Source organism: Stenotrophomonas thermophila (genome assembly GCF_001499715.1).
Taxonomy (GTDB): Bacteria; Pseudomonadota; Gammaproteobacteria; order Xanthomonadales; family Xanthomonadaceae; genus Stenotrophomonas; species Stenotrophomonas hibiscicola.
Genome location: NZ_CVIW01000018.1, coordinates 41212 through 61676, shown reverse-complemented (window position 1 = coordinate 61676; position 20465 = coordinate 41212). Strand labels below are relative to the sequence as shown.

Below are 20465 nucleotides of genomic sequence, written 5' to 3'. Positions count from 1 at the left end.
TCCTGCGCACACGGCAAGACCCGGGTTGGGCGTCCTGCCCAACCCGCCCGAGGCATGCCTCGGGCCCATGCGGCTCACGCCCCCGCAACCGGACCCACCCCGCCTTCGACAGTTTCCCGCGCGGTCCGTTGTAGAGCCGAGCCCATGCTCGGCTGCTTCTTGTTCAATCGTCGCGATATTCGATCTCGATGGAGATTCATCCACGCATGGCGTGGATCTACTATGGCTGCCGATTGGGTCCGGGGCAGATCCCTTACACTGGCCGCCTCTTCATCCCTGCCCACCCGATGAACCTTCCCCTGCACTTCGGCCTGCTCGGTACCCTGGAAGCCGGCGCCATCGCCATGCTGGTCGGGCTGCTGGTGTACTTCCTGTGGTCGCAGCTGTGCCGGCTCCTGCACTGGACAGCGGGGCATGCGATCGGGTGGTCCTGTGTCATCGCCGTGATCATCTCCGCCGGCATCGATGCATGGAAGCTGTTCTACATGGGCATCGTGCGGCTGGAGTCACCGCTGTACGCGCGCCTGTTCCTGGCAACCATCCACGATCCGAACGAACTCGGCAGTCGCGTGGTGCTGGAAATCGCCGGCGCGCTCGCTGGTGTTGCGCTCGGCTGGGTGTTGTTCAGTTCGCGGTCATCGAAAGAAACCGTCGACTGACGCAGGTTTTTCGTTGGTTGCCGGTTAAATCCTGCGGCGCTGAATGCGCATCTTATGAGCTGCTCACTTGCTGCTAACCACCACGCTAATGCATGGGTGGAGGCGAGTGGTTAATCGTGTGTGTGCACGCCGCTCGCGACGCAAAATCGATTCAGAAACGCGGTGGCAGGGTAGGTGCCGTGCGGAGACAACACGCCGCGCAACACCACCCAATTGGCAGGAGACACCCCTGATGACTATTCGCAACCGCAAGCCCCTGATCGCCCTGATCGTCGCCGCCGGCAGCGTGCTGGCCATCCCGGCGATGGCCCAGTCGGCCAAGCAGCAGGCCGCGCAGGCACAGAACGAGGCCGCCCAGGCGCAGCAGGCAGCGGCACAGGCGGGCCAGGCGGCTGACCAGGCAACCAATGCGGCCGCAGCGGCCTCGGCCCAGGCCAACGGCGGTGGCCAGACCTGGGCCAGCATCGATACCGATGGCAACGGCACCATCAGCAAGACCGAGGCGCAGGTGAACGCCGGCCTGGCCCAGGTGTTCGACCAGGCCGATACCAACAAGGACGGTGAGCTGAGCGCCGATGAGTACAAGGCCTATGTGGCCGCCCAGCAGGCCGGCGCCGGCGGCGCAGCGCAGGGTGCGCAGGGCAGGTAAGACCTGTATCGGGGCGTATGGGAACCCGGGCGGCTTCGGCCGCCCGGGTTTTTTTCGTCACCACGGCCCCTGTATCCTTGCGCGATGAACACCTCCACGCCTGCGCCGTCGCGCGCCATCGGCCTGGTCGGTTTTGACGGTGACGATACGCTGTGGAAGAGCGAGGACTACTACCGCAAGGCCGAGCAGGATTATCTTGACCTGCTGTCGCGCTACGTCGACGTGCATGACACCCAGACCGCGCGCCACCTGCTGGAAGTGCAGCAGCGCCACCTGGGCACCTTCGGCTACGGCGTGAAGAGCATGACCCTGTCGATGATCGAAGCGGCCATCGACATCACCGGCCAGCGCATCGAGGCCAAGGACATCCAGCGCATCCTGGAGATCGGCCACGACACCCTGCGCCACCCGGTCGAGCTGATCGACGGTGTGCGCGAAGCGGTGGCGGCCATCGCCGAGCACTACCCGGTGGTGCTGATCACCAAGGGCGACCTGTTCCACCAGGAAGCGAAGATCAAGGTCGCCAACCTGGCCGAGCTCTTCCCGCGCATCGAGATCGTTTCCGAGAAGGACCCGGAGACCTACGCCCGCGTGCTGGCCGAATTCGACCTGCCGATGCAGCGCTTCGTGATGGTCGGCAACTCGCTGCGCTCGGACATCGAGCCGGTGGTCACCCTGGGTGGCTGGGGCGTGCATACCCCGTACGCAGTGACCTGGGCCCACGAGACCCAGCATGGCGTGGCCGACGACGAACCGCGCATGGTCACTGCCGATACCGCCCACGACTGGCCGGCCGCACTGGCGGCGATCGAGGCCAAGGCCGCTGCGGCCTGACAGGGCCCGTCGGCTGCGGCAGAATCGGGGCATGAACCACCTACTGCGCGCGCTGATGTTGTCCCTGCTGCTGGCGCCGGCCACCGTGCTGGCCCAGCAGACCGCCGAGCGCTCAAGCGCCTACGAAGTGGACACCGGCGACAGCTGGGTCGATGCCCAGCTGCAGGACATCAACCATTACGCCGAACGCTACCCCGACGCCTTCCTCGACGAAGTGTCGCGCTATGCCGACGTGCCGCGCGGCTACATCAGCGCGCTGTTCACCACCCACGGCTGGCAGGCAGGAGACATCTATTTCGCCTGCTTCTGGGCCAAGGCCAGTGGCCAGACCTGCCGCGACAGCGTGCGTGCCTTCAGCCAGGACCCGGAGGGCGGCTGGGAGGCGGTGGTCAAGCGCATGCCCACCAAGCCGGACAATCTGCACTACCGGGCTGTGCGCCATGCCATCGTGGCCAGCTACCAGCACTGGGACCGGCCGATCACGCTGGATGCCACCCTGAAGCGGCAGTTGAAGCGGTAGTGCCGGCCGCTGGCCGGCAACTGCACCCTTCCAGGCATCAGGAGGTTGCCGGCCAGCGGCCGGCACTACCCGGCCATGTTGCTCTGCGTATCGCCGCCGCCGCGCGCTCCGGCGACAATACGGGTCCGAGCTGTTCCCCGTTCCCGTAATCGAGTGACTGATGAGCGCCTCTTTCGTTTCGCCTGATGTGATCCGCCGCCTGTTCGCGCAGGCCATGTCCCGCATGTACCGCACCGAAGTGCCGCTGTACGGCACGCTGGTGGAACTGGTGGAGCGGATCAACGCGCAGGTGCTTGCCCAGGACCCGGCGCTGGCCGCGCAGCTGCAGCGCAACGACGAGCGTGCGCGCCTGGACGAAGAGCGCCATGGCGCGATCCGCGTCGGCACCGCGCAGGAGCTGGCGACGCTGCGCCGCCTGTTCGCGGTGATGGGCATGTACCCCGTCGGCTACTACGACCTGTCGGTGGCCGGCGTGCCGGTGCACTCCACCGCGTTCCGCCCACTCACCGGCGCGGCGCTGGCACAGAATCCGTTCCGCGTGTTCACCTCGCTGCTGCGCCTGGAACTGATCGAAGATGAAGCGCTGCGTGCCGAGTCGGCGAAGATCCTGGCACGCCGCCGCATCTTTACCGACGGCGCACTGGCACTGATCGAGCAGGCCGAGCGTGACGGCGGCCTGTCGCAGGCCGATGCCGAGCGCTTCGTTGATGAAGCACTGGGAACCTTCCGCTGGCACGGCGATGCCACGGTCGATCTGCCGACCTACCGCGCGCTGCACAACGCGCACCGGCTGGTGGCCGACGTGGTCAGCTTCCGTGGCCCGCACATCAACCACCTGACCCCGCGCACGCTGGACATCGACGCTGCACAGGCGGCAATGATCGAGCACGGCATGGCGGCCAAGGCGGTCATCGAAGGTCCGCCGCGCCGCGCCTGCCCGATCCTGCTGCGTCAGACCAGCTTCAAGGCGCTGGAAGAAGCCGTTCATTTCCCGGATGCCGAAGGTGGTGACGCCGGCACGCATACCGCGCGCTTCGGCGAGATCGAACAACGCGGCCTGGCGCTGACCCCGAAGGGCCGCGCGCTGTACGACCAACTGTTGTCGCAGGCCCGCGACGCCGGTGGCGAAGGCAGCACCGGCGGCGACTACGGCCGGCGCCTGCAGGCGGTGTTCGCCAGCTTCCCGGATGACCATGACACGCTGCGCCAGGAAGGCCTGGGGTATTACCGCTACCAGCTGACCGACGCCGGCCGCGCCGCGCCGGAGCGCGTGGCCGATCTGCCCGCTGAAGTGCTGGTGGCCGCCGGCCTGGCGACGGCTGACCCGATCGTCTACGAGGATTTCCTGCCGGTCAGCGCCGCAGGCATTTTCCAGTCGAACCTGGGTGGCGAAGAACAGCGCGCCTATGCCGCGCATGCCAACCGCGAGGCCTTCGAGCAGGCATTGGGCGTGGCGGTGAACGACGAGTTCGAGATCTACGAGCGGCTGCAGGCCGAATCGCTGGCGAGCCTGCGCACCGCGTGAAGGTAGAGCCGGCCGCTGGCCGGCTGTAGGGGAAGCCGGCCAGCGGCCGGCTCTACCCGATGTCCGGACCCGGGGTCAGCCCTTCATCGTGCCGGTATCCAGCCAGCGCTGGTGCCACGACAGCGCTTCCGGCAGCAGGTGCGGGGTGTGCTTGCCGTAGCTCTCGCGGCTGGCACGGTCGAAGTAGTCCTGCAGCTGCGGACGGAAATCCGGATGCGCGCAGTTGTCGATCAGCACCTGCGCGCGCTTGCGCGGGGTCAGCCCGCGCAGGTCGGCCAGGCCCTGTTCGGTGACGATCACCGACACATCGTGCTCGGTGTGATCGACATGGCTGGCCATCGGCACGATCGCCGAGATGGTGCCGTTCTTGGCGGTGGACGGGCTCAGGAACGCTGACAGGAAACCATTGCGGGCAAAGTCACCCGAACCGCCGATGCCGTTCATGATGCGCGTGCCCATCACGTGCGTCGAATTGACGTTGCCGTAGATGTCCACCTCGATCATGCCGTTCATGCCGATGCAGCCCAGGCGGCGCACCAGTTCCGGATGGTTGGAGATTTCCTGCGTGCGCATGATGATGCGCTCGCGGTAGAAATCGATGTTCTCCTTGAACGTCTCGTTGGCCTGCGGGCTCAGCGCGAAGCCGGTGCACGAGGCGTAGCTCAGCACGCCATCGCGCAGCAGGTCGAGCATGCCGTCCTGGATCACTTCGGTGAACGCGGCCAGGTCGCGGAAACCGCTCTTGGCCAGGCCGGCCAGCACGGCATTGGGGATGTTACCCACGCCCGACTGCAGCGGCAGCAGGTTCGGCGGCAGGCGGCCCTTCTTCACCTCGTGCTTGAGGAACTCGATCAGGTGCGAAGCGATCTGTTCGCTGGTCGCATCGATCGGGCTGAACGGGCTGTTGCGGTCCGGGCCGTTGGTACGCACCACGGCCACGATCTTGTCCGGGTCGCAGCGCAGCGCGGTATCGCCGATGCGGTCGTTGGCGTTCACCAGCGGAATCGGCTTGCGATGCGGCGGCAGCGCGGTGCCGTAGTAGATGTCATGCATGCCGTCGACGCCGGCCGGCTGCCACTCGTTGACCTCGACGATCACCTTCCTGGCCAGGTCCAGCCAGGTCTTGTTGTTGCCGACCGAAGTGGAGGGCACCAGCGAACCGTCCTCGCGAATGGCCGAGACTTCGATCACGGCGGTGTCGATCTCGCCGTAGAAACCGAACCACACGTGCTGGGCAACGTGGCTGAGGTGGATGTCGATGTAATCCAGCTTGCCCTCGTTGATGCGGTTGCGCGCGTCCGGGTCGCTCTGGAACGGCATGCGCATGGCGATGCCATCGGCCTTGGCCAGCGCGCCATCGAGTTCCGGCGCGGTCGACGCGCCGGTCATCAGCTTGATCTGGAAGGGATTGCCCTGGGCGTGCACCGCTTCGATGCGGCGGGCCAGTTCGACGGGAACGGCCTTGGGATACCCGGAGCCGGTAAAGCCGCTCATGGCCACGGTTTCACCGGGCTGGATCAGCGCGGCTGCGGCCTCGGCGGAGACCACGCGGTCACGGAGACGCGCGTTGGCGATGCGATCAACAGACATGACGACAGTGTTTCTGGGGGGAATCCCGATTATCGGCCATCCTCATCCGTACGGGGGGTTCTACCTTCGTGGAATGGCTTTTCCCCCAGGGGCTCACCCATACCCGCCGGTTCTGTTTTGCAGTGCAGCGTGCAAAGTGCTTTCGTAGCCCGCACGATGGCCCTGCATCCCGACGTGGGGGAGGGAGCAGAGCCCGCTGGCAGTTCGCTGCAAGCGGGCTTTTTTATTGCCTGTCGCCCAGTATGAATGCGCGGCCTCCATTATCGGTAGTGCCGGCCGCTGGCCGGCAACTGCGGCAACCTTCGGCAGGATCATGGGATCTGCCGGCCAGCGGCCGGCACTACCGGGTCCGTCGCGTCCCGACCGGGTCGATACAATCCGCCCATGACCCTCGCCCCCGCTGACCTGCCCGCCTCCCTGCAGCCCCTTGTCGACCGCGCCCTGGCGCGCCTGGCCCAGGTCCTGCCCGAGCCCGTTCCTGCCGAACTGCTGCCGCTGCTGACCCGACTGGCGGGGGCCAGCGACTTCGCGCTGGACACCCTGGTGCGGCAACCGGCGCTGCTGGCGCAGCTGGCTACCCCCGGCTGTCCGCCGATCCCACCACCGGTGCTCGATCCGCTGCAGCCCAGCGACTGGCCGGCGCAGATCCGGCGCTGGCGTACTGCCATGTCGACGCGGCTGATCTGGCGCGACCTGGCTGGGCTGGACGACGTGGCGCAGACGCTGGCTGGCGCCACCACCCTGGCCGAGGACTGCCTGCGGCTGGCGCTGGACGCGCTGCAGCAGGAATTCGCCCAGCGCCACGGTGTGGTCCGCGATGGCGAAGGCGCCGCGCAGCAGCTGGTGGTGTTCGGCCTCGGCAAGCTCGGCGGCGGCGAGCTCAACTTCAGTTCCGATATCGACCTGGTCTACGCCTACCCGCACGGCGGCGAATCCGACGGTCCGCGCGCGCTGGCCGCCGAGGAGTATTTCGCCCGCCTCGGCCAGCGCCTGGCCAAGCTGCTGGACGAAACCACCGTCGATGGCTTCAGCCACCGCGTCGACCTGCGCCTGCGGCCGTTCGGCAGCGCCGGTCGCGTCGCGCTGTCGTTCGCGGCGATGGACCAGTATTTCCAGCGCGAAGGCCGCGACTGGGAGCGCTACGCATGGCTGAAGGCGCGCGCGGTAGCCGGCGACATCGCCGCCGGTGAGGCGTGGCTGCAGACCCTGCGCCCGTTCGTGTACCGCCGCTACCTCGATTTCACCGCGCTCGACGGCCTGCGCGAGATGAAGGCGGCGATCACCGCCGAAGTCGCGCGCCGCGAGCTGCACGAAGACATCAAACGCGGCGCCGGTGGCATCCGCGAAATCGAGTTCCTGTGCCAGGCGCTGCAGCTGATCCGCGGTGGCCGTGAGCCGGCGCTGCGCGAGCGCCGCCTGCTGGTGGCACTGGACGCGCTGGTTGCCGCAGGGCAGATCGCGCCCGAGGATGGCAGCGCGCTGCGCGAGGCCTACCTGTTCCTGCGCCGCCTGGAAAACCGCCTGCAGATGCTGCGCGACGCGCAGACCCACGTGCTGCCCAGCGACGCGCTGGACCGCGCGCGCATTGCCATCGGCCTCGGCTACCCGGATTGGGAGGTACTGCGCGCGGCACTGGCCGAACAGCAGCAGCGGGTCAGCACCGAATTCGCCGCGCTGCTGGCCCCGCGCAAGGGCCAGGCCGCGCCCGACGCGCTGGCCAACTACTGGCGCAGCCTGCCCGAGGGCAGCAACGCGCCGTTGCTGGCCGAAGCCGGTTTCCTCGATGCCAATGGCGCCGATCAGTCGCTGCGCGATTTCGCCCAGGGCACCGGCGTGAAGTCCCTGTCCGACGCCGCGCGTGCACGGCTGGATCGCGTACTGCCGGCGCTGCTGCATGCGGCCACGCGCTCGCCGCAACCCGATGCCGCGCTCAAGCGCGTGCTTGGCCTGCTGCAGGCGGTGCTGCGCCGGACCAGCTATCTCGCGCTGCTGGACGAACAACCGAGCGCGTTGGCGCGGCTGGTCGATGTGCTGGCGCGCAGCGCGCTGCTGGCTGAGCGGCTGGCGGCGTACCCGCTGCTGCTGGACGAACTGCTGGACGTGCGCGTGTCCGGGCCGATGCCCGATGCGGCCGGCATGCTGGCCGAGTGCCAGCAGGTGCTGGCGGTGGAAGACCCCGAATCCGCACTGCGCTGGCTCAACGAGACGCGGCTGGCGCTCAGCTTCCGCATGGCGATGGCCACGCTGGACGGTCGCCAGGGCGCAGTGGACAGCACGCGGCAACTGGCCGAGCTGGCACAGGCGGTGGTCACCACCGTGCTGGCGATGGCCGAAGCGGACATGCGCGCGGCACACGGCGTGATTCCCGGTGGGCGCTTCGCGATCATCGGCTACGGCAGCCTCGGCGGCCTTGAACTGGGCTTCGGTTCCGACCTGGACCTGGTATTCCTGCACGACAATCCTGCCGGCGTGGAGGCCAGCGATGGCGCACGTCCGCTGGAACCAGGGCGCTGGTATGCGCGGCTGGCGCAGAAGGTGATGGCGCTGCTCGGTGCGGTCACCGCCGCCGGCCGCCTGTACGACATCGACGTGCGCCTGCGCCCGGATGGCGGCAAGGGTTCACTGGTGTCTTCGTTGGCCAGCTACACCGAATACCAGCGCGAACGCGCGTGGACCTGGGAACACCAGGCCCTGGTACGTGCACGCGGCGTGGCCGGTGATGCCAGCCTGCTGGCCGACTTCGAGCAGGTGCGTGCACAGACGCTGGGTCGTGAGCGCGATCTGGCCACGCTGTATGCCGATGTGTTGAAGATGCGTGGCCGCATGCGCACCGAACTGGACCGCAGCGATGCTGCGCGACTGGACCTGAAGCAGGGTGCCGGTGGCGTGGTGGACCTGGAGTTCCTGCTGCAGACCGGCGTGCTGGCGCGTAGTGCGCAGCATCCCGCGCTGCTGCATCCGCGCGCTACACCGTCGTTGATCGATGCGCTGGCGGTTGCGGGCTTCCTGCCGGGTGCCACCGCGCAGGCACTGCATACCGCGCATGCCACGCTGCTCGACGTAGGCCTGGCCTGCACGCTGGACCGGCGCCCGCGGCTGGCACCGACCACGCCCGCGATTGAAGACGCGTGTGCGGCGATTACGGCGGCGTGCCGAGCGGCGGCGTTGCCGTTCGGGTGATGGGTGCACCCATTAGAACAATTGCCCGGGGATGATCCGCTGTTGGTAGGTGCCGACCGTTGGTCGGCACAATCTGTCAGCGGTGATGAACTCTGATGGAGCGTGCCGACCAACGGTCGGCACCTACCGTGCTCATGTGCCATCCAAGGTTGGCACCTACCAGAGCATGTGCGGTCAGCTGGTGGCGCGCAGCGGCGCCATCTTCCACAGCAGCGCGCGGAACGGAGCCAGCAGGCACACGCCGATCGCCAGCTTCACTGCCAGGTCGCCAGCGGCCCAGCTCACCCACGGCAGCGCGGAGCCGGCGAACGCGATCGACCAGAAAATGGTGGTGTCCACCGTCGCGCTGCAGGTGGTGGCCACCATCGGTGCGCGCCACCAGCTGCCACGGCGCAGGCGGTCGAACACGGTGATGTCCAGCAGCTGGGCCACGATGAACGCCGAGCAGGAGGCAATGGCGATGCGCGGGGTGGCCACCCAGATCGACAACAACACCGCCACCGCGAAGCCGATCCACGCCACGCGGCGCGCCGGGCCCGGACCGAAGCGGCGGTTGATCAGGTTGCTGACCAGGAACGCGACCGGATAGCTGAAGGCGCCCCAGGTCAGCCAGTCGTTGATCGGGTACTGCACCAGTACGTTGGACAGCAGCACCACTGCACCCATGGCCAGTACCGCCAGCACCAGGGCGCGCGGGGTCAGCGGGGCAAACAGAGGGGCAGGACGCACGGACATGGCGAGCCAGGGGGACAAAGGGGATCGCCCATTATCCGCCCGGCCTGCGGCAAAGCCAAAACCGGTCGTTCAGCTTTACAGCGCTTCACTCATCACGTCACCGGCGGCATAGGCCGTCGGCACATAGGCCAGGGTCTGGCCCTGCGCGCTCTTCACGTTCCAGCCGGCACCGGCCTCGGTGGGGTCGAAATGCACCCGTTGCCCGACCACGAAGGCCGCCGTCGGGTTCTCGCCCTGCGGCTGCACCGGCCAGCGCAGGGTGGCGGTGTGGTCGGCCTTGTCCGGTACCTGCAACTGCACCTGGCGCTCGCCCGTAGGCGTGGTCTCCACCTTCTTCACTTCCATCGGCGGCAGCGGCACCGCCTTGGTGCGGGTCGCCCTGGCGTTGCGCTCGCTGGCCTTGAACGGTGCCTTGGACAGTTCGGACAGGCCCATCGACGCCGCCAGCGGCAGCGACAGCACCACGAACGAGGTCACGATCACGCTGGCCTCGCTGCTGTTCAACTGCGGCGCGGCGCCGGCATGGACGGTAGGGACCAGCAGCGCCGAGAGCAGCAATGCAGTGGCGGGAACGCGCAGGCAACGGAGCATGGAGACCTCCTGGTCAGCGTGGGGCAGCGGCTCAGCGCCGGGTGTCAAAGATGTCGCGCGGGCCGGTGGCCTCGGGCAGGTATTCCAGCGGGCGGCCCTGGTTGTCCTTCAGCTGCCAGCCCTGGTCGTTGCCGGTCGGCTCGAAGTTCACGGTCTGGCCCACGGTGAACTGCACAGCAGGATCGCCGATGCCGCGCGGGTACTGCATCGATGCCGTGTTCTGCGGGTCATTGGCATCACGCAGCAGCACTTCGCGGCGGCCGTCGACGGTGGTGGCGATGGCGCTCACCTCCATCTGCGGCAGCTTGATCTGCTGCGGGCGGGCCAGCGGCCGGCCGGCGTCGGCCGCATCCTGGGCTTCCTTCGCGGCGGCGGCGCGGGCCGAGGCCACCATCTGCGTGGACATTTCCAGGCTCGGTCCCTGCGGGCCCGGGTCATGGATGATCACGATGCGGCGTTCGGCGTGGGCGGCCGTGGACCAGGCCAGGCCGGTGACGATCACCGTCGACAGTACAGAGGCAAGCAGCGGACGCATGTCGTTCTCCTCGGGGAAATCAGGGGGCGGCGGCGGTGGCACCGGCCACCGGCACATGGGGGATCACCAGTTCCTGCTGCAGCTGGCTGCGCTGGTGCAGGAAGTCGAACACCGATTCCACCGTCACCACCGAATAGTTGCCGGAGATGCGTTCGCCGGCTGGATGGTCGGTGGTGGTGGCGTTGGCTACGAACAGGCGCGCACCCACGCGCTTGCCGAGGCCGATATGCAGCACGCTGGGCTGGTACTTGCGCTGGCGCAGCCACTGCTGTGCCTGTTCGCGCTTGACGATGGCCGGCGCGCCTTCGGCCTGCGCCATCGCCGCCGCCAGCACCTCCAGCACCCACTGGTTGGAGTTCTGGTAGTCGGTGGCGAACGGGTAGGCGACCACGTTGTACCTGGTTTCGTGCAGCGCCTTGGGCTGGATCGAGGGTGGCACCAGCATCGCGCGCAGCGCCGCACGCAAGGGGGCCGACGGCACGCCGATGCGCAGGTCGGTATGGCCGCCGCTCTCGCCGACGAAGTTGCCGAGGCCCTCGTGGTACAGCTGCGAGCTGTCGGTCTTGCAGCGGTTGAGCAGGTGCATCGCGCGCCAGCGGCCGTCGTCCTCGCGCAGCAGGAAGGCCAGGTGGCTGTGGCGCAGGCCGTAGCGGCTCAGGTCCTGGCCACCGCGCGCGGCCACCACCACGTCCACATCGGGCAGCGCGTCTAGGCGTTCGGCGGTGGTCCAGGCCACGTCCAGCATCGCCGCCTGCGACGCCACGCTCGGGTAGCGCTCGCGGCAGGCGGTGCTGTCGGCCCAGGCCGGTGCGGTCGCCAGTAGGCTGGCGATCAGCAGCGCGGCACGGGGCAGGCGGGCAAAACGATCCATGTCGGTACCTTCAGCGGCGGGCAGGCCCGCGCGCCGATCATACGCTGCTCAGCGCAGCGGGCGATCCACGCCCTTGCGCTGGAGTTCCCTGTCGCAGGCATAGCTGATCGGGGCGATCGGCAGCGGCGGGCGCTCGCCCGTCTTCGGATCGCGCAGCGCCGGCTGCTCGCGGTACGCGTCCAGCTGCTGCTGGCACTGATAGGAGATCGGGTCCAGCTCGGTGGGCGCGGTCGAACACGCGGCGAGCAGGGCCAGGGGCAGCAGGAGCAGGGTACGCATGAAGGCATTCGGTCCGGTGGGGGACACCGGACTCTAACGGTATGGGCAGATTGAAATGTTCAGAAATCGCTGTGCATCCCGGTAGTGCCGGCCACTGGCCGGCATCGGCGGTGTTCGGTAATGCGCACAGCGTTGCCGGCCAGCGGCCGGCACTACCCCAATGCCAGGCGCTGCTTTACTTCCGCCGCCACGCGCGCGGTTTCGCGCAGTGGCTCGATGCGGTCGTACTGCCAGTCCAGCCAGTGCGGCTGCAAGCGCCCGCGCTCGCGCAGCTGCTGCTGGAAGCGGGCCAGCCGGCCCTGCGCGGTCTCGGCCAGCGCCACCATCACCGGCATGCGCGTGGCGCAGGCTTCAGAGAGCAGGTTCACCGAATCGGGCGAGACCACCACGCGGTTGGCCCAGCCGAGCAGGCCGCCATAAGGATTGGTACCGTCGCCACCATCGCCCCAGATCACGTGCGGCAGGTTGGCGAACTTCGCGCGCAGGATCTCGGCCAGGGCCGGCGGCGTGCGTCGCGAGGTGGTTGCCAGCAGGCTGCCGCCTTCATTGCGGATCTGCTCGGCCAGCGCCTGGAATACGCCGACCATTGCGTTCTCGTCCCACGGTGCCAGCGGCGTCGGCCCGCCCACCAGCAGCGCCGTGCGCGGGCCAGGCAGGGTACTGAAGCCGGCGAACGCGGCGCGGCCCCAGGCCAGCCAGTCGTCGTCCACCGGGTTGAGGCTGCCGAGCAGGGTGAGCACGTTGCTGCCACGCAGGGCATCGTGTTCGGGCACCACCACCACGTCCCAATGGCGGGCGCTGATGCGCGGGTCGAGGATCTGCACCACCTGGCTGCCGCGTGCGCGCAGCACGCGCAGGGCACCGGCGGCCTGGCGGCCACAGCCGATCGCCAGCGCCGGGGCCTCGTTGGCCAGTGACGCAAAGGCCTCGCCGTAGCCGTTGACATCGCCGGGCAGGCGCCGCGGCGACAGCCAGCGCCAGGGCGCACGCGGTTGCAGGAGCAGCGGTCGGTGGGTGCCCTGGCGCAGTGCCGACGCCAGCGCGACCGCCTGGCGGACATTGCCCGCGCGGCCGTCGGTGACCGTCCACGGCGCGCTTGATCGTTTCACCATTGGCATTAATTCGTTTCAGCCCTGCTGGGTGTTGCAACAGTCGCGACACTCTACACTGCGGCTCGTCGTTTCGCCCCGCGCCGCCCGCGGGCACTGACTTCCCTTCGCCGCCCTGGAGATCCACCGATGTCCCACGCGCTCGACGCCGCCGCCCTCGACCAGCTGTTCCGCACGGCCCGCACCCAGAACGCCTTCCTCGACAAGCCGGTCCCCGAGAGCCTGCTGAAGGAACTGTACGACCTGGTGAAGTGGGGCCCCACCGCGGCCAACACCACGCCGGCCCGCTTCGTCTTCGTCACCTCGAAGGAGGCCAAGGACAAGCTGGCCCCGGCGCTGTCCGAAGGCAACCTGGCCAAGACCATGGCCGCGCCGGTCACCGTCATCATCGGTTTCGACCTGGACTTCCACGAGAAGCTGCCGTACCTGTTCCCGCACACCGATGCCAAGGCCTGGTTCGACGGCCCGCAGGAAGGCCGCCACGAAGCCGCCATCCGCAACGGCAGCCTGCAGGGCGCCTACCTGATCCTGGCTGCGCGCGCGCTGGGCCTGGATGCCGGCCCGATGTCCGGCTTCGACTCGGCCAAGGTCGACGAAGCCTTCTTCGCCGGCACCTCCATCAAGTCGAATTTCCTGGTCAACCTCGGTTACGGTGACCCGGCGGGCCTGTTCCCGCGCCTGCCGCGCCTGTCGTTCGACGAAGCGGCGCGCATCGCGTAAGTCGCTGTATCGGTTTCGGGCCCACTGTTCCGCGGCGGGCCATTGCTGCACCGTGTACCCACCCTACGATCCGGAGAGTTCCTCAGATGAGCGCCACCCGTAAACTGCTGCTGCCGCTGGCCCTGACCCTGGCCATCGCCGCCTGCTCCAAGCCGGCCGACACCGCTGCCCCGGCGGCCGATGCCGCCGCCCCGGCCACCACCGAGCAGGCCGCCACCCCGGCGGCTGATGCCGCTGCTGCCGCGCCGGCGGCCGAAGCGATCAAGATCGCCTCGGGCACCTACAAGCTGGACCCGAGCCACACCGACGTACTGGCGCAGTGGAGCCACTTCGGCTTCTCCAACCCGAGCGCGCACTTCGGCAACGTCGAAGGCACCCTGGTGTACAACGCCGAAGACGTGACCAAGTCCACCGTGGAAGTGAAGCTGCCGCTGAGCGGCCTGAACAGCTTCACCGCCAAGTTCGACGAGCACCTGAAGAGCGCCGACTTCTTCGACGCCGCCAAGTTCGCCGATGCCACCTTCAAGAGCACCAAGGTGGAAGCGGCCGGCACCAACAAGCTGACCGTCACCGGCGACCTGACCATCAAGGGCATCACCAAGCCGGTCACCCTGGACGTCACTGTCAACGGCGGCGGCGAGCACCCGATGGCCAAGGTTCCGGCCGCCGGCTTCGATGCCACCACCACCCTGAAGCGCAGCGATTTCGGCGTCGGCGCCTACGCCCCGAACGTCAGCGATGAAGTGAAGATCCGCGTCACCACCGAAGCCACCGGCGAAAAGCCGGCGGCTTGATGCACCCGACTCACTCGTCGTGAGAAGGCAGAAGGCCCGCTGAAAGGCGGGCCTTCTTTTTGCGAATGCGATCCGCGTCGATGGCGCCCGGAAACTCCGCACTGCGCGGAAAGCCGCTTTGGTAGAGTCGACTGTTAGTCGACTGCTCTTCGCGGGATGCCAAAACCCCACGCTGCGCGCGCGAGTCGACTAACAGTCGATGCTACCGCTGGCCGGTTCCATCACGCGCTGGCCGGTTCCATCACATCGTGCGCGGCGCGCTCAGCGCAACGCGCCCAACCATGCCACGCACGCTTCGCTCGGGCTCTGCTTGGCCTTCACCGTCATCCCGCTCCCCCGCACGAACGTCTGCGCGGCCTGCGCCACCACCTGGCGGGCGATCAACGCGGCCTGCTTGGTCGCAGCCTGCTGCTTGCGTAGCTGCACGATATGCACCGAAGGCCGGCCCACCGGCGCGTATTTCTGGTCGCGGCGCAGCACATCGGCCACCTGCGCCACTTCGAATTCGGCCTGCAGGTAGCGGTGCTGTGCTTCCACCAGGTCGCGCAGCGGCATGCGCAGTGCAGCGGTGTCGGCGAACGCGGCCAGTGCCGCGTCGCAGGCAGCGTCATCAGCGAAGCGGGCACGCAGCGCATCCACGCCGGCCAGGGTCAGTTTGGCCATGTGGGCCTCGTTGCTGCAGGAAAGGAGCGCGATTGTCGCATTGCTTGCCGGCTGATGCGTTGAACCGGGCGGCGGCATACCCGTAGAGCCGAGCCCATGCTCGGCTCATCGCGCGCAGCGCGAGGGTTTCCGATGGCGGAGCGGAGAGCAGCCGAGCGTGGGCTCGGCTCTACATGGTCATGGGCATGCGGGCAACGGTGCGCAACCCGCCGGCCGCCCGGTCAATCGCCGTCGGTTTCGTCCGGGTGGGCCTTCCAGTAGCCGGTGGAACGAATCCAGTCGCGCGGCACGCCCAGGTGGCCTTCGATGAACTTGCGCATCATCCGTGCGCGGCGCGATTCGGTGGCGATCCAGTAGAAGACATCACCGTCCGGGGCCTCGAAGTCGGTCAGCATGTCTTCCAGCAGCGTGCTGCTGGCCGCCGGGAAGCCGTTGCGCTCCAGCCAGTGGATGCGCACGTTCTCGTACTGCGGCAGGTCCTGGCGTTCGGCTTCGTCGCGCACTTCAATGAAGGCCTGCACCTCGGCACCGTCCGGCAGCACGTCCAGCCATCGGGCGATGGCCGGCAGTGCGGTCTCGTCGCCGATCAGCACGTAGGCGTCGTAGCTGTCGGCCACCACGAACGAGCCGCGCGGACCGCCGATCACCAGCGTGTCGCCGGGCTGTGCGCGCTCGGCCCACGGCCCGGCCACGCCCTGGTCGTGCAGCACGAAGTCGATGGCCAGCTCGCCGTTTTCGTGATCCCACCAGCGCGGGGTGTAGTCACGCGACGGCGAAGGCTCCTTGCCGTCCGGGTAGCTGCGGCCTTCGGCGGTCAGCACCGGCAGCACCATCTCGCCCGCAGCGTTGGGGAAGAACAGCTTGATGTGGTCGTCGGCGCCGGGCGAATCGAAACCGGCCAGCTCTGCGCCACCCAGCACGATGCGGCGCATGTGCGGGGTGACCTCTTCAGTGCGCAGCACGGTCAGTTCACGGAAGCGCACATCCAGGCGCAGGCGCGTGTTGTTGTGTTCAGTCATGGGGGGTACCTGTAAGGGTGTCGCGCTGGGGCGCGCGGCATGCGGGAGACCTGGCTGGAGTCAGTCCGGCTGGGTCGTTGAAAAGGGTTGGCTCTCGCTGCCGGCGGTACGGTTGAGCAGGGCCGAGGCCCGCGTCAGCAGCGCCGCCACTTCGTCCGCCTCGCCCTCGGCCCAGCGTCCGTGGTGGTGCACCAGCGCCCGCTTGAACTCGTGCAGGGCGCCCGCCAACGGCGCCGGCAGCGAGGCCTTGGTGATCTCGCGGGCACGGTCGAAGGCGCGTCGCTGCGCCAGCCGCACCTGGGTGCGCTGCACCTTCAGCTCGAACTCGCCGGCGGCGGTGATGCGGAAGATCCGCTTGCCGTCCACTTCCTCGGCCTCGATCCAGCCGGCCTGCTCGAAGCTGGCCAGCAGTGGGTACATGGTGCCGGCGCTGGGCGTGTAGGCCTGCATGAACTGGTTGCTGATCAGCTGCATCAGCTCGTAGCCATGGCGTGGCTGCTCGCCGATCAGGGCCAGCACCAGCAGGCGCAGGTCGCCGCGGCTGAGTACGCGCGGCTGGCCGTTGCGGCGCGGTACTGCCGAATCGATGGAACGGGCTCTGGGAGAGGGGCTTCGGCTCATTTCGATATATCGGTAAACGAGTGTGCAAACGATATATCGATATGTCGAAAGCGACAACACCCGATCCGGCCACAAGCGGGTCTGTTTTGGGCCACGGCGGGCGGCGCGCGTAGAAACGGGGCGCCCTTCGCAGGGCGCCCCGGCAGCAACTGTGGAAGGGAGCGGGGCCTTGGGGCCAGCACTCGGTCTCTACCCTGCGGCCGCCAGCGGCGCACTTCCAGTGCCGGATGCGGCATGTTGCCGCTGGTTCAGTGCCCGGCGCCGGAAGCGGCCGACCCCGACACCAAACCTGCCCCAGAAGCGTCATCGGCAGCAGTAACACTGCGTCCTGCGCATGGACGCAGCGGGCCTGATGCGACAGCGGGGCACCGGCCGCAAGAGGCCGTAGCGGCCGGAAACAGGGGCCTGTCCTGCTGCTGGACAGGGCGGGACAGGCCTTGCGGACACTGGCCGCCTGCATCCATACGCCTGCGTAGCCAAGTGACGAAAGCCCTTGGTGCGCTACACTTTGCGGTCTAGAAATCTATACAACAGTCGCGCGCGTGCGTGCGGTTATGGGAGCGCTAATGAACTGGTTGAACGAGGTGCTGAACAACGACCCGAATCCTGTGGAAACCCAGGAGTGGATCGAGTCGTTGAAGGCCGTTATTGATGTCGAGGGCTCCGAGCGCGCGCATCAGCTGCTGGAAGGCATGGTGGAACTGACCCGTCGTTCGGGCGCCTACCTGCCGTTCTCTCCCACCACCGAATACGTCAACACCATCGAGCCGCAGTTCGAGGCCAAGAGCCCGGGCAACGCCGAGCTGGAATGGCGCATCCGTTCGATCATCCGCTGGAACGCGATGGCCACCGTGGTCCGCGCCAACCGCAAGCCGGGTGACCTGGGCGGCCACATCGCCTCGTTCGCCTCCGGCGCCACCCTGTACGACGTGGGCTTCAACCACTTCTGGCGCGCCCCGAGCGAAAACCACCCGGGCGACCTGCTGTTCATCCAGGGCCACAGCGCCCCGGGCATCTACGCGCGTTCCTTCCTGGAAGGCCGCATCAGCGAAGAGCAGTTGGACAAGTTCCGCATGGAAGTGGACGGCGGTGGCCTGTCCTCGTACCCGCACCCGTGGCTGATGCCGGACTACTGGCAGACCCCGACCGTGTCGATGGGCCTGGGCCCGCTGGCCGCCATCTACCAGGCGCAGTTCATGCGCTACCTGGAAAACCGTGGCCTGATCGAGAAGTCCGACCGCAAGGTGTGGTGCTTCATCGGCGACGGCGAGAGCGACGAGCCGGAAACCCTGGGTGCCATCGCCCTGGCCGGCCGTGAAGGCCTGGACAACCTGATCTTCGTGGTGAACTGCAACCTGCAGCGCCTGGACGGCCCGGTGCGCGGCAACGGCAAGATCATCCAGGAACTGGAAGGCGTGTTCCGTGGTGGCGGCTGGAACGTGATCAAGCTGCTGTGGGGCGGTTACTGGGATGCCCTGCTGGCCAAGGACACCAACGGCGTCCTGAAGAAGCTGATGATGGAAACCGTCGACGGCGAATACCAGAACTGCAAGGCCTTCGGCGGCGCGTATACCCGCGAGCATTTCTTCGGCAAGTACCCGGAAACCGCTGCGATGGTCGCCGGCCTGAGCGACGACGACATCTGGCGCCTGAACCGTGGTGGCCACGACCCGCACAAGGTGTACGCCGCCTACCACCAGGCCGTGAACACCAAGGGCATGCCGACCGTCATCCTGGCCAAGACCGTGAAGGGTTACGGCATGGGCAGCGCCGGTGAAGCGCTGAACCCGACCCACCAGACCAAGAAGCTGGACGACGAAGCGGTGCGCCACTTCCGCGACCGCTTCAACATTCCGGTGACCGACGCGCAGCTGGCCGACGGCCAGGTGCCGTTCTACCACCCGGGCCCGGATTCGCCGGAAGTGCAGTACCTGCAGGAACGCCGTGCCGCGCTGGGCGGTTACCTGCCGCAGCGCCGCCGCAAGGCTGACAAGACCTTCGTGGCGCCGAAGCTGGAGGCCTACGAGCGCCTGCTGAAGAGCAGTGGCGAGCGCAGCTACTCCACCACCATGGCCTTCGTGCAGAGCCTGAACATCACCCTGCGTGACAAGGAACTGGGCCCGCACATCGTGCCGATCGTGGCCGACGAAGCCCGTACCTTCGGCATGGAAGGCCTGTTCCGCCAGATCGGCATCTACGCGCCGTTCGGCCAGAAGTACAAGCCGGTCGACGCCGACCAGCTGATGTTCTACCGCGAAGACCAGAGCGGCCAGGTGCTGCAGCAGGGCATCAGCGAGCCGGGTGCGATCAGCTCGTGGATGGCCGCCGGTACCAGCTACTCGGTCAGCAACGTGCCGATGCTGCCGTTCTACATCTACTACTCGATGTTCGGCTTCCAGCGCGTGGGCGACATCGCCTGGCAGGCCGCCGACATGCGTACCCGCGGCTTCCTGCTGGGTGGCACCGCCGGCCGCACCACGCTGAACGGTGAAGGCCTGCAGCACGAGGATGGCTTCAGCCATCTGGTGGCCGGTGGCATCCCGAACGTGCGCAGCTACGACCCGACCTTCGGCTTCGAAGTGACGGTGATCCTGCAGCACGGCACCAAGCGCATGATGGAAGACCAGGTGGACGAGTATTACTACGTCACCCTGATGAACGAGAACTACACCCACCCGGAAATGCCGGAAGGCGCGGCCGAAGGCATCGTCAAGGGCATGTACCTGCTGACCGACGCCGGCAAGCCGAAGAAGGGCGAGCTGCGCGTGCAGCTGCTGGGTTCGGGCACCATCCTGCGCGAAGCCATTGCCGCGGCCGAGCTGCTGGACAAGGACTTCGGCGTGACCGCCGACATCTGGAGCTGCCCGAGCTTCAACGAACTGCGTCGCGATGGTTTCGACGTGGAGCGTGCCAACCGCCTGCACCCGGAAGGGGAGCAGCGCAAGGCCTACGTGACCGAGCTGCTGGAAGGCCGCCAGGGCCCGGCGATTGCCGCCACCGACTACGTGCGTGCGTATGCGGACCAGATCCGTGCGTTCGTGCCGATGTCTTATACGGTGCTGGGTACGGATGGTTTCGGCCGTTCGGATACGCGTGCGAACCTGCGTCGGTTCTTTGAGGTTGACCGGTACTACATCGCGCATGCCGCGATTGCGGCGCTGGCGAAGGAAGGGAAGATGACCGCGAAGGATGTGGCCCGGGCGATCAAGCAGTACAAGATTGATCCGGAGAAGGCTAATCCTGTTGGGGTTTGATCTGGTCAATTAATTGACGCGAAAAGGGCGGCCATTGGCCGCCCTTTTTTATGTACCTTTGTCGGCGATAACGACTATGTCTCTGATGAAGGGCATTTACTCTTGTGCATCAATTAGCAATAATGCACTTTGGGGTGTCATGGGGTACGTCATGAGTCGATGCATTCGTCGACGCTATAGGACTTACGGGCAAAAGCTCGCCCGCTGTCAGTTGTATACCTTATGTACGAAGTTAGTTGAAATGCGGTAAGTTGGTTCTCCATGACACCCCTCTCAATCTCCAGGCCTCCGAATCCTGATCTGGACCTTCTGAAATT

General features: G+C 67.3%; 19 protein-coding genes. 9 read left to right on the top strand and 10 right to left on the bottom strand.

The window, feature by feature from the left end:
* Nucleotides 1–287: 287 nt before the first annotated feature.
* The 5 genes from BN1263_RS10200 to hglS all read left to right on the top strand — a co-directional run bounded on the left by BN1263_RS10200 (nt 288) and on the right by hglS (nt 4187).
* The gene (locus BN1263_RS10200) at nt 288–659 is read left to right on the top strand and encodes a hypothetical protein (protein WP_058980957.1); all 372 of its coding nucleotides are present in this window, start codon (nt 288–290) and stop codon (nt 657–659) included.
* A 232-nt stretch (nt 660–891) separates the two neighbouring features.
* On the top strand, nt 892–1308 hold the full coding sequence (locus BN1263_RS10195) for an EF-hand domain-containing protein (RefSeq protein ID WP_019662197.1): 417 nt from the start codon (nt 892–894) through the stop codon (nt 1306–1308).
* A gap of 84 nt (nt 1309–1392) precedes the next feature.
* On the top strand, nt 1393–2142 hold the full coding sequence (locus tag BN1263_RS10190; protein ID WP_021202954.1) for an HAD family hydrolase: 750 nt from the start codon (nt 1393–1395) through the stop codon (nt 2140–2142).
* Nucleotides 2143–2173: 31 nt separating this feature from the next.
* Nucleotides 2174–2662: a hypothetical protein gene (locus BN1263_RS10185; RefSeq protein WP_058980952.1), complete on the top strand. Its 489-nt coding sequence runs from the start codon at nt 2174–2176 to the stop codon at nt 2660–2662.
* Between the two features lie 160 nt (nt 2663–2822).
* Entirely contained in the window at nt 2823–4187 is a 1365-nt protein-coding gene (gene hglS / locus BN1263_RS10180) for a 2-oxoadipate dioxygenase/decarboxylase HglS (RefSeq protein ID WP_058980947.1), read from the top strand.
* A gap of 75 nt (nt 4188–4262) precedes the next feature.
* On the opposite strand, the gene scpC is transcribed toward hglS, so the two are convergent.
* Complete coding sequence (scpC, locus tag BN1263_RS10175; RefSeq protein WP_021202957.1) at nt 4263–5777, bottom strand: succinyl-CoA:acetate CoA-transferase ScpC; 1515 nt, start codon at nt 5775–5777, stop codon at nt 4263–4265.
* A gap of 384 nt (nt 5778–6161) precedes the next feature.
* On the opposite strand from scpC, the gene glnE reads away from it, so the two are divergent.
* Nucleotides 6162–8957, top strand: coding sequence for a bifunctional [glutamate--ammonia ligase]-adenylyl-L-tyrosine phosphorylase/[glutamate--ammonia-ligase] adenylyltransferase (gene glnE / locus BN1263_RS10170; RefSeq protein WP_058980944.1), 2796 nt, complete (start codon nt 6162–6164; stop codon nt 8955–8957).
* A 174-nt stretch (nt 8958–9131) separates the two neighbouring features.
* Here glnE and BN1263_RS10165 read toward each other — a convergent pair whose 3' ends face one another.
* From BN1263_RS10165 to BN1263_RS10140, 6 genes are all read right to left on the bottom strand, one after another.
* A complete protein-coding gene (locus BN1263_RS10165; protein ID WP_019662191.1) occupies nt 9132–9692 on the bottom strand; it encodes a queuosine precursor transporter in 561 nt (186 codons plus the stop codon).
* A gap of 75 nt (nt 9693–9767) precedes the next feature.
* The gene (locus BN1263_RS10160; protein WP_058980941.1) at nt 9768–10283 is read right to left on the bottom strand and encodes a hypothetical protein; all 516 of its coding nucleotides are present in this window, start codon (nt 10281–10283) and stop codon (nt 9768–9770) included.
* A 31-nt stretch (nt 10284–10314) separates the two neighbouring features.
* Nucleotides 10315–10818, bottom strand: coding sequence for a hypothetical protein (locus tag BN1263_RS10155; RefSeq protein ID WP_057494566.1), 504 nt, complete (start codon nt 10816–10818; stop codon nt 10315–10317).
* A gap of 19 nt (nt 10819–10837) precedes the next feature.
* Nucleotides 10838–11689, bottom strand: a complete 852-nt coding sequence (locus BN1263_RS10150; RefSeq protein ID WP_058980939.1) for a DUF2145 domain-containing protein — start codon at nt 11687–11689, stop codon at nt 10838–10840.
* Nucleotides 11690–11737: 48 nt separating this feature from the next.
* Nucleotides 11738–11968, bottom strand: a complete 231-nt coding sequence (locus tag BN1263_RS10145; RefSeq protein WP_058980937.1) for a hypothetical protein — start codon at nt 11966–11968, stop codon at nt 11738–11740.
* A 152-nt stretch (nt 11969–12120) separates the two neighbouring features.
* Nucleotides 12121–13080 (bottom strand): mitochondrial fission ELM1 family protein, encoded by a 960-nt coding sequence (locus BN1263_RS10140; protein ID WP_058980935.1) that lies wholly within the window; start codon nt 13078–13080, stop codon nt 12121–12123.
* Between the two features lie 126 nt (nt 13081–13206).
* Between BN1263_RS10140 and BN1263_RS10135 the strand changes: the two genes are divergently transcribed.
* Together BN1263_RS10135 and BN1263_RS10130 are read left to right on the top strand one after the other, a co-directional pair.
* Nucleotides 13207–13797, top strand: a complete 591-nt coding sequence (locus BN1263_RS10135) for a malonic semialdehyde reductase (RefSeq protein ID WP_058980933.1) — start codon at nt 13207–13209, stop codon at nt 13795–13797.
* 86 nt (nt 13798–13883) lie between these two features.
* A complete protein-coding gene (locus BN1263_RS10130) occupies nt 13884–14591 on the top strand; it encodes a YceI family protein (RefSeq protein ID WP_080398802.1) in 708 nt (235 codons plus the stop codon).
* 261 nt (nt 14592–14852) lie between these two features.
* Here BN1263_RS10130 and BN1263_RS10125 read toward each other — a convergent pair whose 3' ends face one another.
* The 3 genes from BN1263_RS10125 to BN1263_RS10115 form a co-directional block, all read right to left on the bottom strand.
* Nucleotides 14853–15254, bottom strand: coding sequence for a hypothetical protein (locus BN1263_RS10125; protein ID WP_058980931.1), 402 nt, complete (start codon nt 15252–15254; stop codon nt 14853–14855).
* A 221-nt stretch (nt 15255–15475) separates the two neighbouring features.
* Nucleotides 15476–16273, bottom strand: coding sequence for a siderophore-interacting protein (locus BN1263_RS10120; protein WP_058980927.1), 798 nt, complete (start codon nt 16271–16273; stop codon nt 15476–15478).
* Nucleotides 16274–16333: 60 nt separating this feature from the next.
* On the bottom strand, nt 16334–16894 hold the full coding sequence (locus BN1263_RS10115) for a PadR family transcriptional regulator (RefSeq protein ID WP_058980926.1): 561 nt from the start codon (nt 16892–16894) through the stop codon (nt 16334–16336).
* A 566-nt stretch (nt 16895–17460) separates the two neighbouring features.
* On the opposite strand from BN1263_RS10115, the gene aceE reads away from it, so the two are divergent.
* Nucleotides 17461–20148, top strand: a complete 2688-nt coding sequence (gene aceE / locus BN1263_RS10110) for a pyruvate dehydrogenase (acetyl-transferring), homodimeric type (protein WP_012478970.1) — start codon at nt 17461–17463, stop codon at nt 20146–20148.
* The last annotated feature ends 317 nt before the right edge of the window (nt 20149–20465 follow it).

Bases quoted from the DNA above. Each gene is read 5' to 3' on its own strand.
- BN1263_RS10150 (WP_058980939.1), bottom strand. From the start codon at position 11,689: ATGGATCGTTTTGCCCGCCTGCCCCGTGCCGCGCTGCTGATCGCCAGC.
- scpC (WP_021202957.1), bottom strand. From the start codon at position 5,777: ATGTCTGTTGATCGCATCGCCAACGCGCGTCTCCGTGACCGCGTGGTC.
- BN1263_RS10190 (WP_021202954.1), top strand. From the start codon at position 1,393: ATGAACACCTCCACGCCTGCGCCGTCGCGCGCCATCGGCCTGGTCGGT.
- hglS (WP_058980947.1), top strand. From the start codon at position 2,823: ATGAGCGCCTCTTTCGTTTCGCCTGATGTGATCCGCCGCCTGTTCGCG.
- BN1263_RS10115 (WP_058980926.1), bottom strand. From the start codon at position 16,894: ATGAGCCGAAGCCCCTCTCCCAGAGCCCGTTCCATCGATTCGGCAGTA.
- BN1263_RS10160 (WP_058980941.1), bottom strand. From the start codon at position 10,283: ATGCTCCGTTGCCTGCGCGTTCCCGCCACTGCATTGCTGCTCTCGGCG.
- BN1263_RS10155 (WP_057494566.1), bottom strand. From the start codon at position 10,818: ATGCGTCCGCTGCTTGCCTCTGTACTGTCGACGGTGATCGTCACCGGC.
- BN1263_RS10200 (WP_058980957.1), top strand. From the start codon at position 288: ATGAACCTTCCCCTGCACTTCGGCCTGCTCGGTACCCTGGAAGCCGGC.
- BN1263_RS10185 (WP_058980952.1), top strand. From the start codon at position 2,174: ATGAACCACCTACTGCGCGCGCTGATGTTGTCCCTGCTGCTGGCGCCG.
- BN1263_RS10135 (WP_058980933.1), top strand. From the start codon at position 13,207: ATGTCCCACGCGCTCGACGCCGCCGCCCTCGACCAGCTGTTCCGCACG.
- BN1263_RS10125 (WP_058980931.1), bottom strand. From the start codon at position 15,254: ATGGCCAAACTGACCCTGGCCGGCGTGGATGCGCTGCGTGCCCGCTTC.
- BN1263_RS10140 (WP_058980935.1), bottom strand. From the start codon at position 13,080: ATGGTGAAACGATCAAGCGCGCCGTGGACGGTCACCGACGGCCGCGCG.
- BN1263_RS10195 (WP_019662197.1), top strand. From the start codon at position 892: ATGACTATTCGCAACCGCAAGCCCCTGATCGCCCTGATCGTCGCCGCC.
- glnE (WP_058980944.1), top strand. From the start codon at position 6,162: ATGACCCTCGCCCCCGCTGACCTGCCCGCCTCCCTGCAGCCCCTTGTC.
- BN1263_RS10120 (WP_058980927.1), bottom strand. From the start codon at position 16,273: ATGACTGAACACAACAACACGCGCCTGCGCCTGGATGTGCGCTTCCGT.
- aceE (WP_012478970.1), top strand. From the start codon at position 17,461: ATGAACTGGTTGAACGAGGTGCTGAACAACGACCCGAATCCTGTGGAA.
- BN1263_RS10165 (WP_019662191.1), bottom strand. From the start codon at position 9,692: ATGTCCGTGCGTCCTGCCCCTCTGTTTGCCCCGCTGACCCCGCGCGCC.
- BN1263_RS10130 (WP_080398802.1), top strand. From the start codon at position 13,884: ATGAGCGCCACCCGTAAACTGCTGCTGCCGCTGGCCCTGACCCTGGCC.
- BN1263_RS10145 (WP_058980937.1), bottom strand. From the start codon at position 11,968: ATGCGTACCCTGCTCCTGCTGCCCCTGGCCCTGCTCGCCGCGTGTTCG.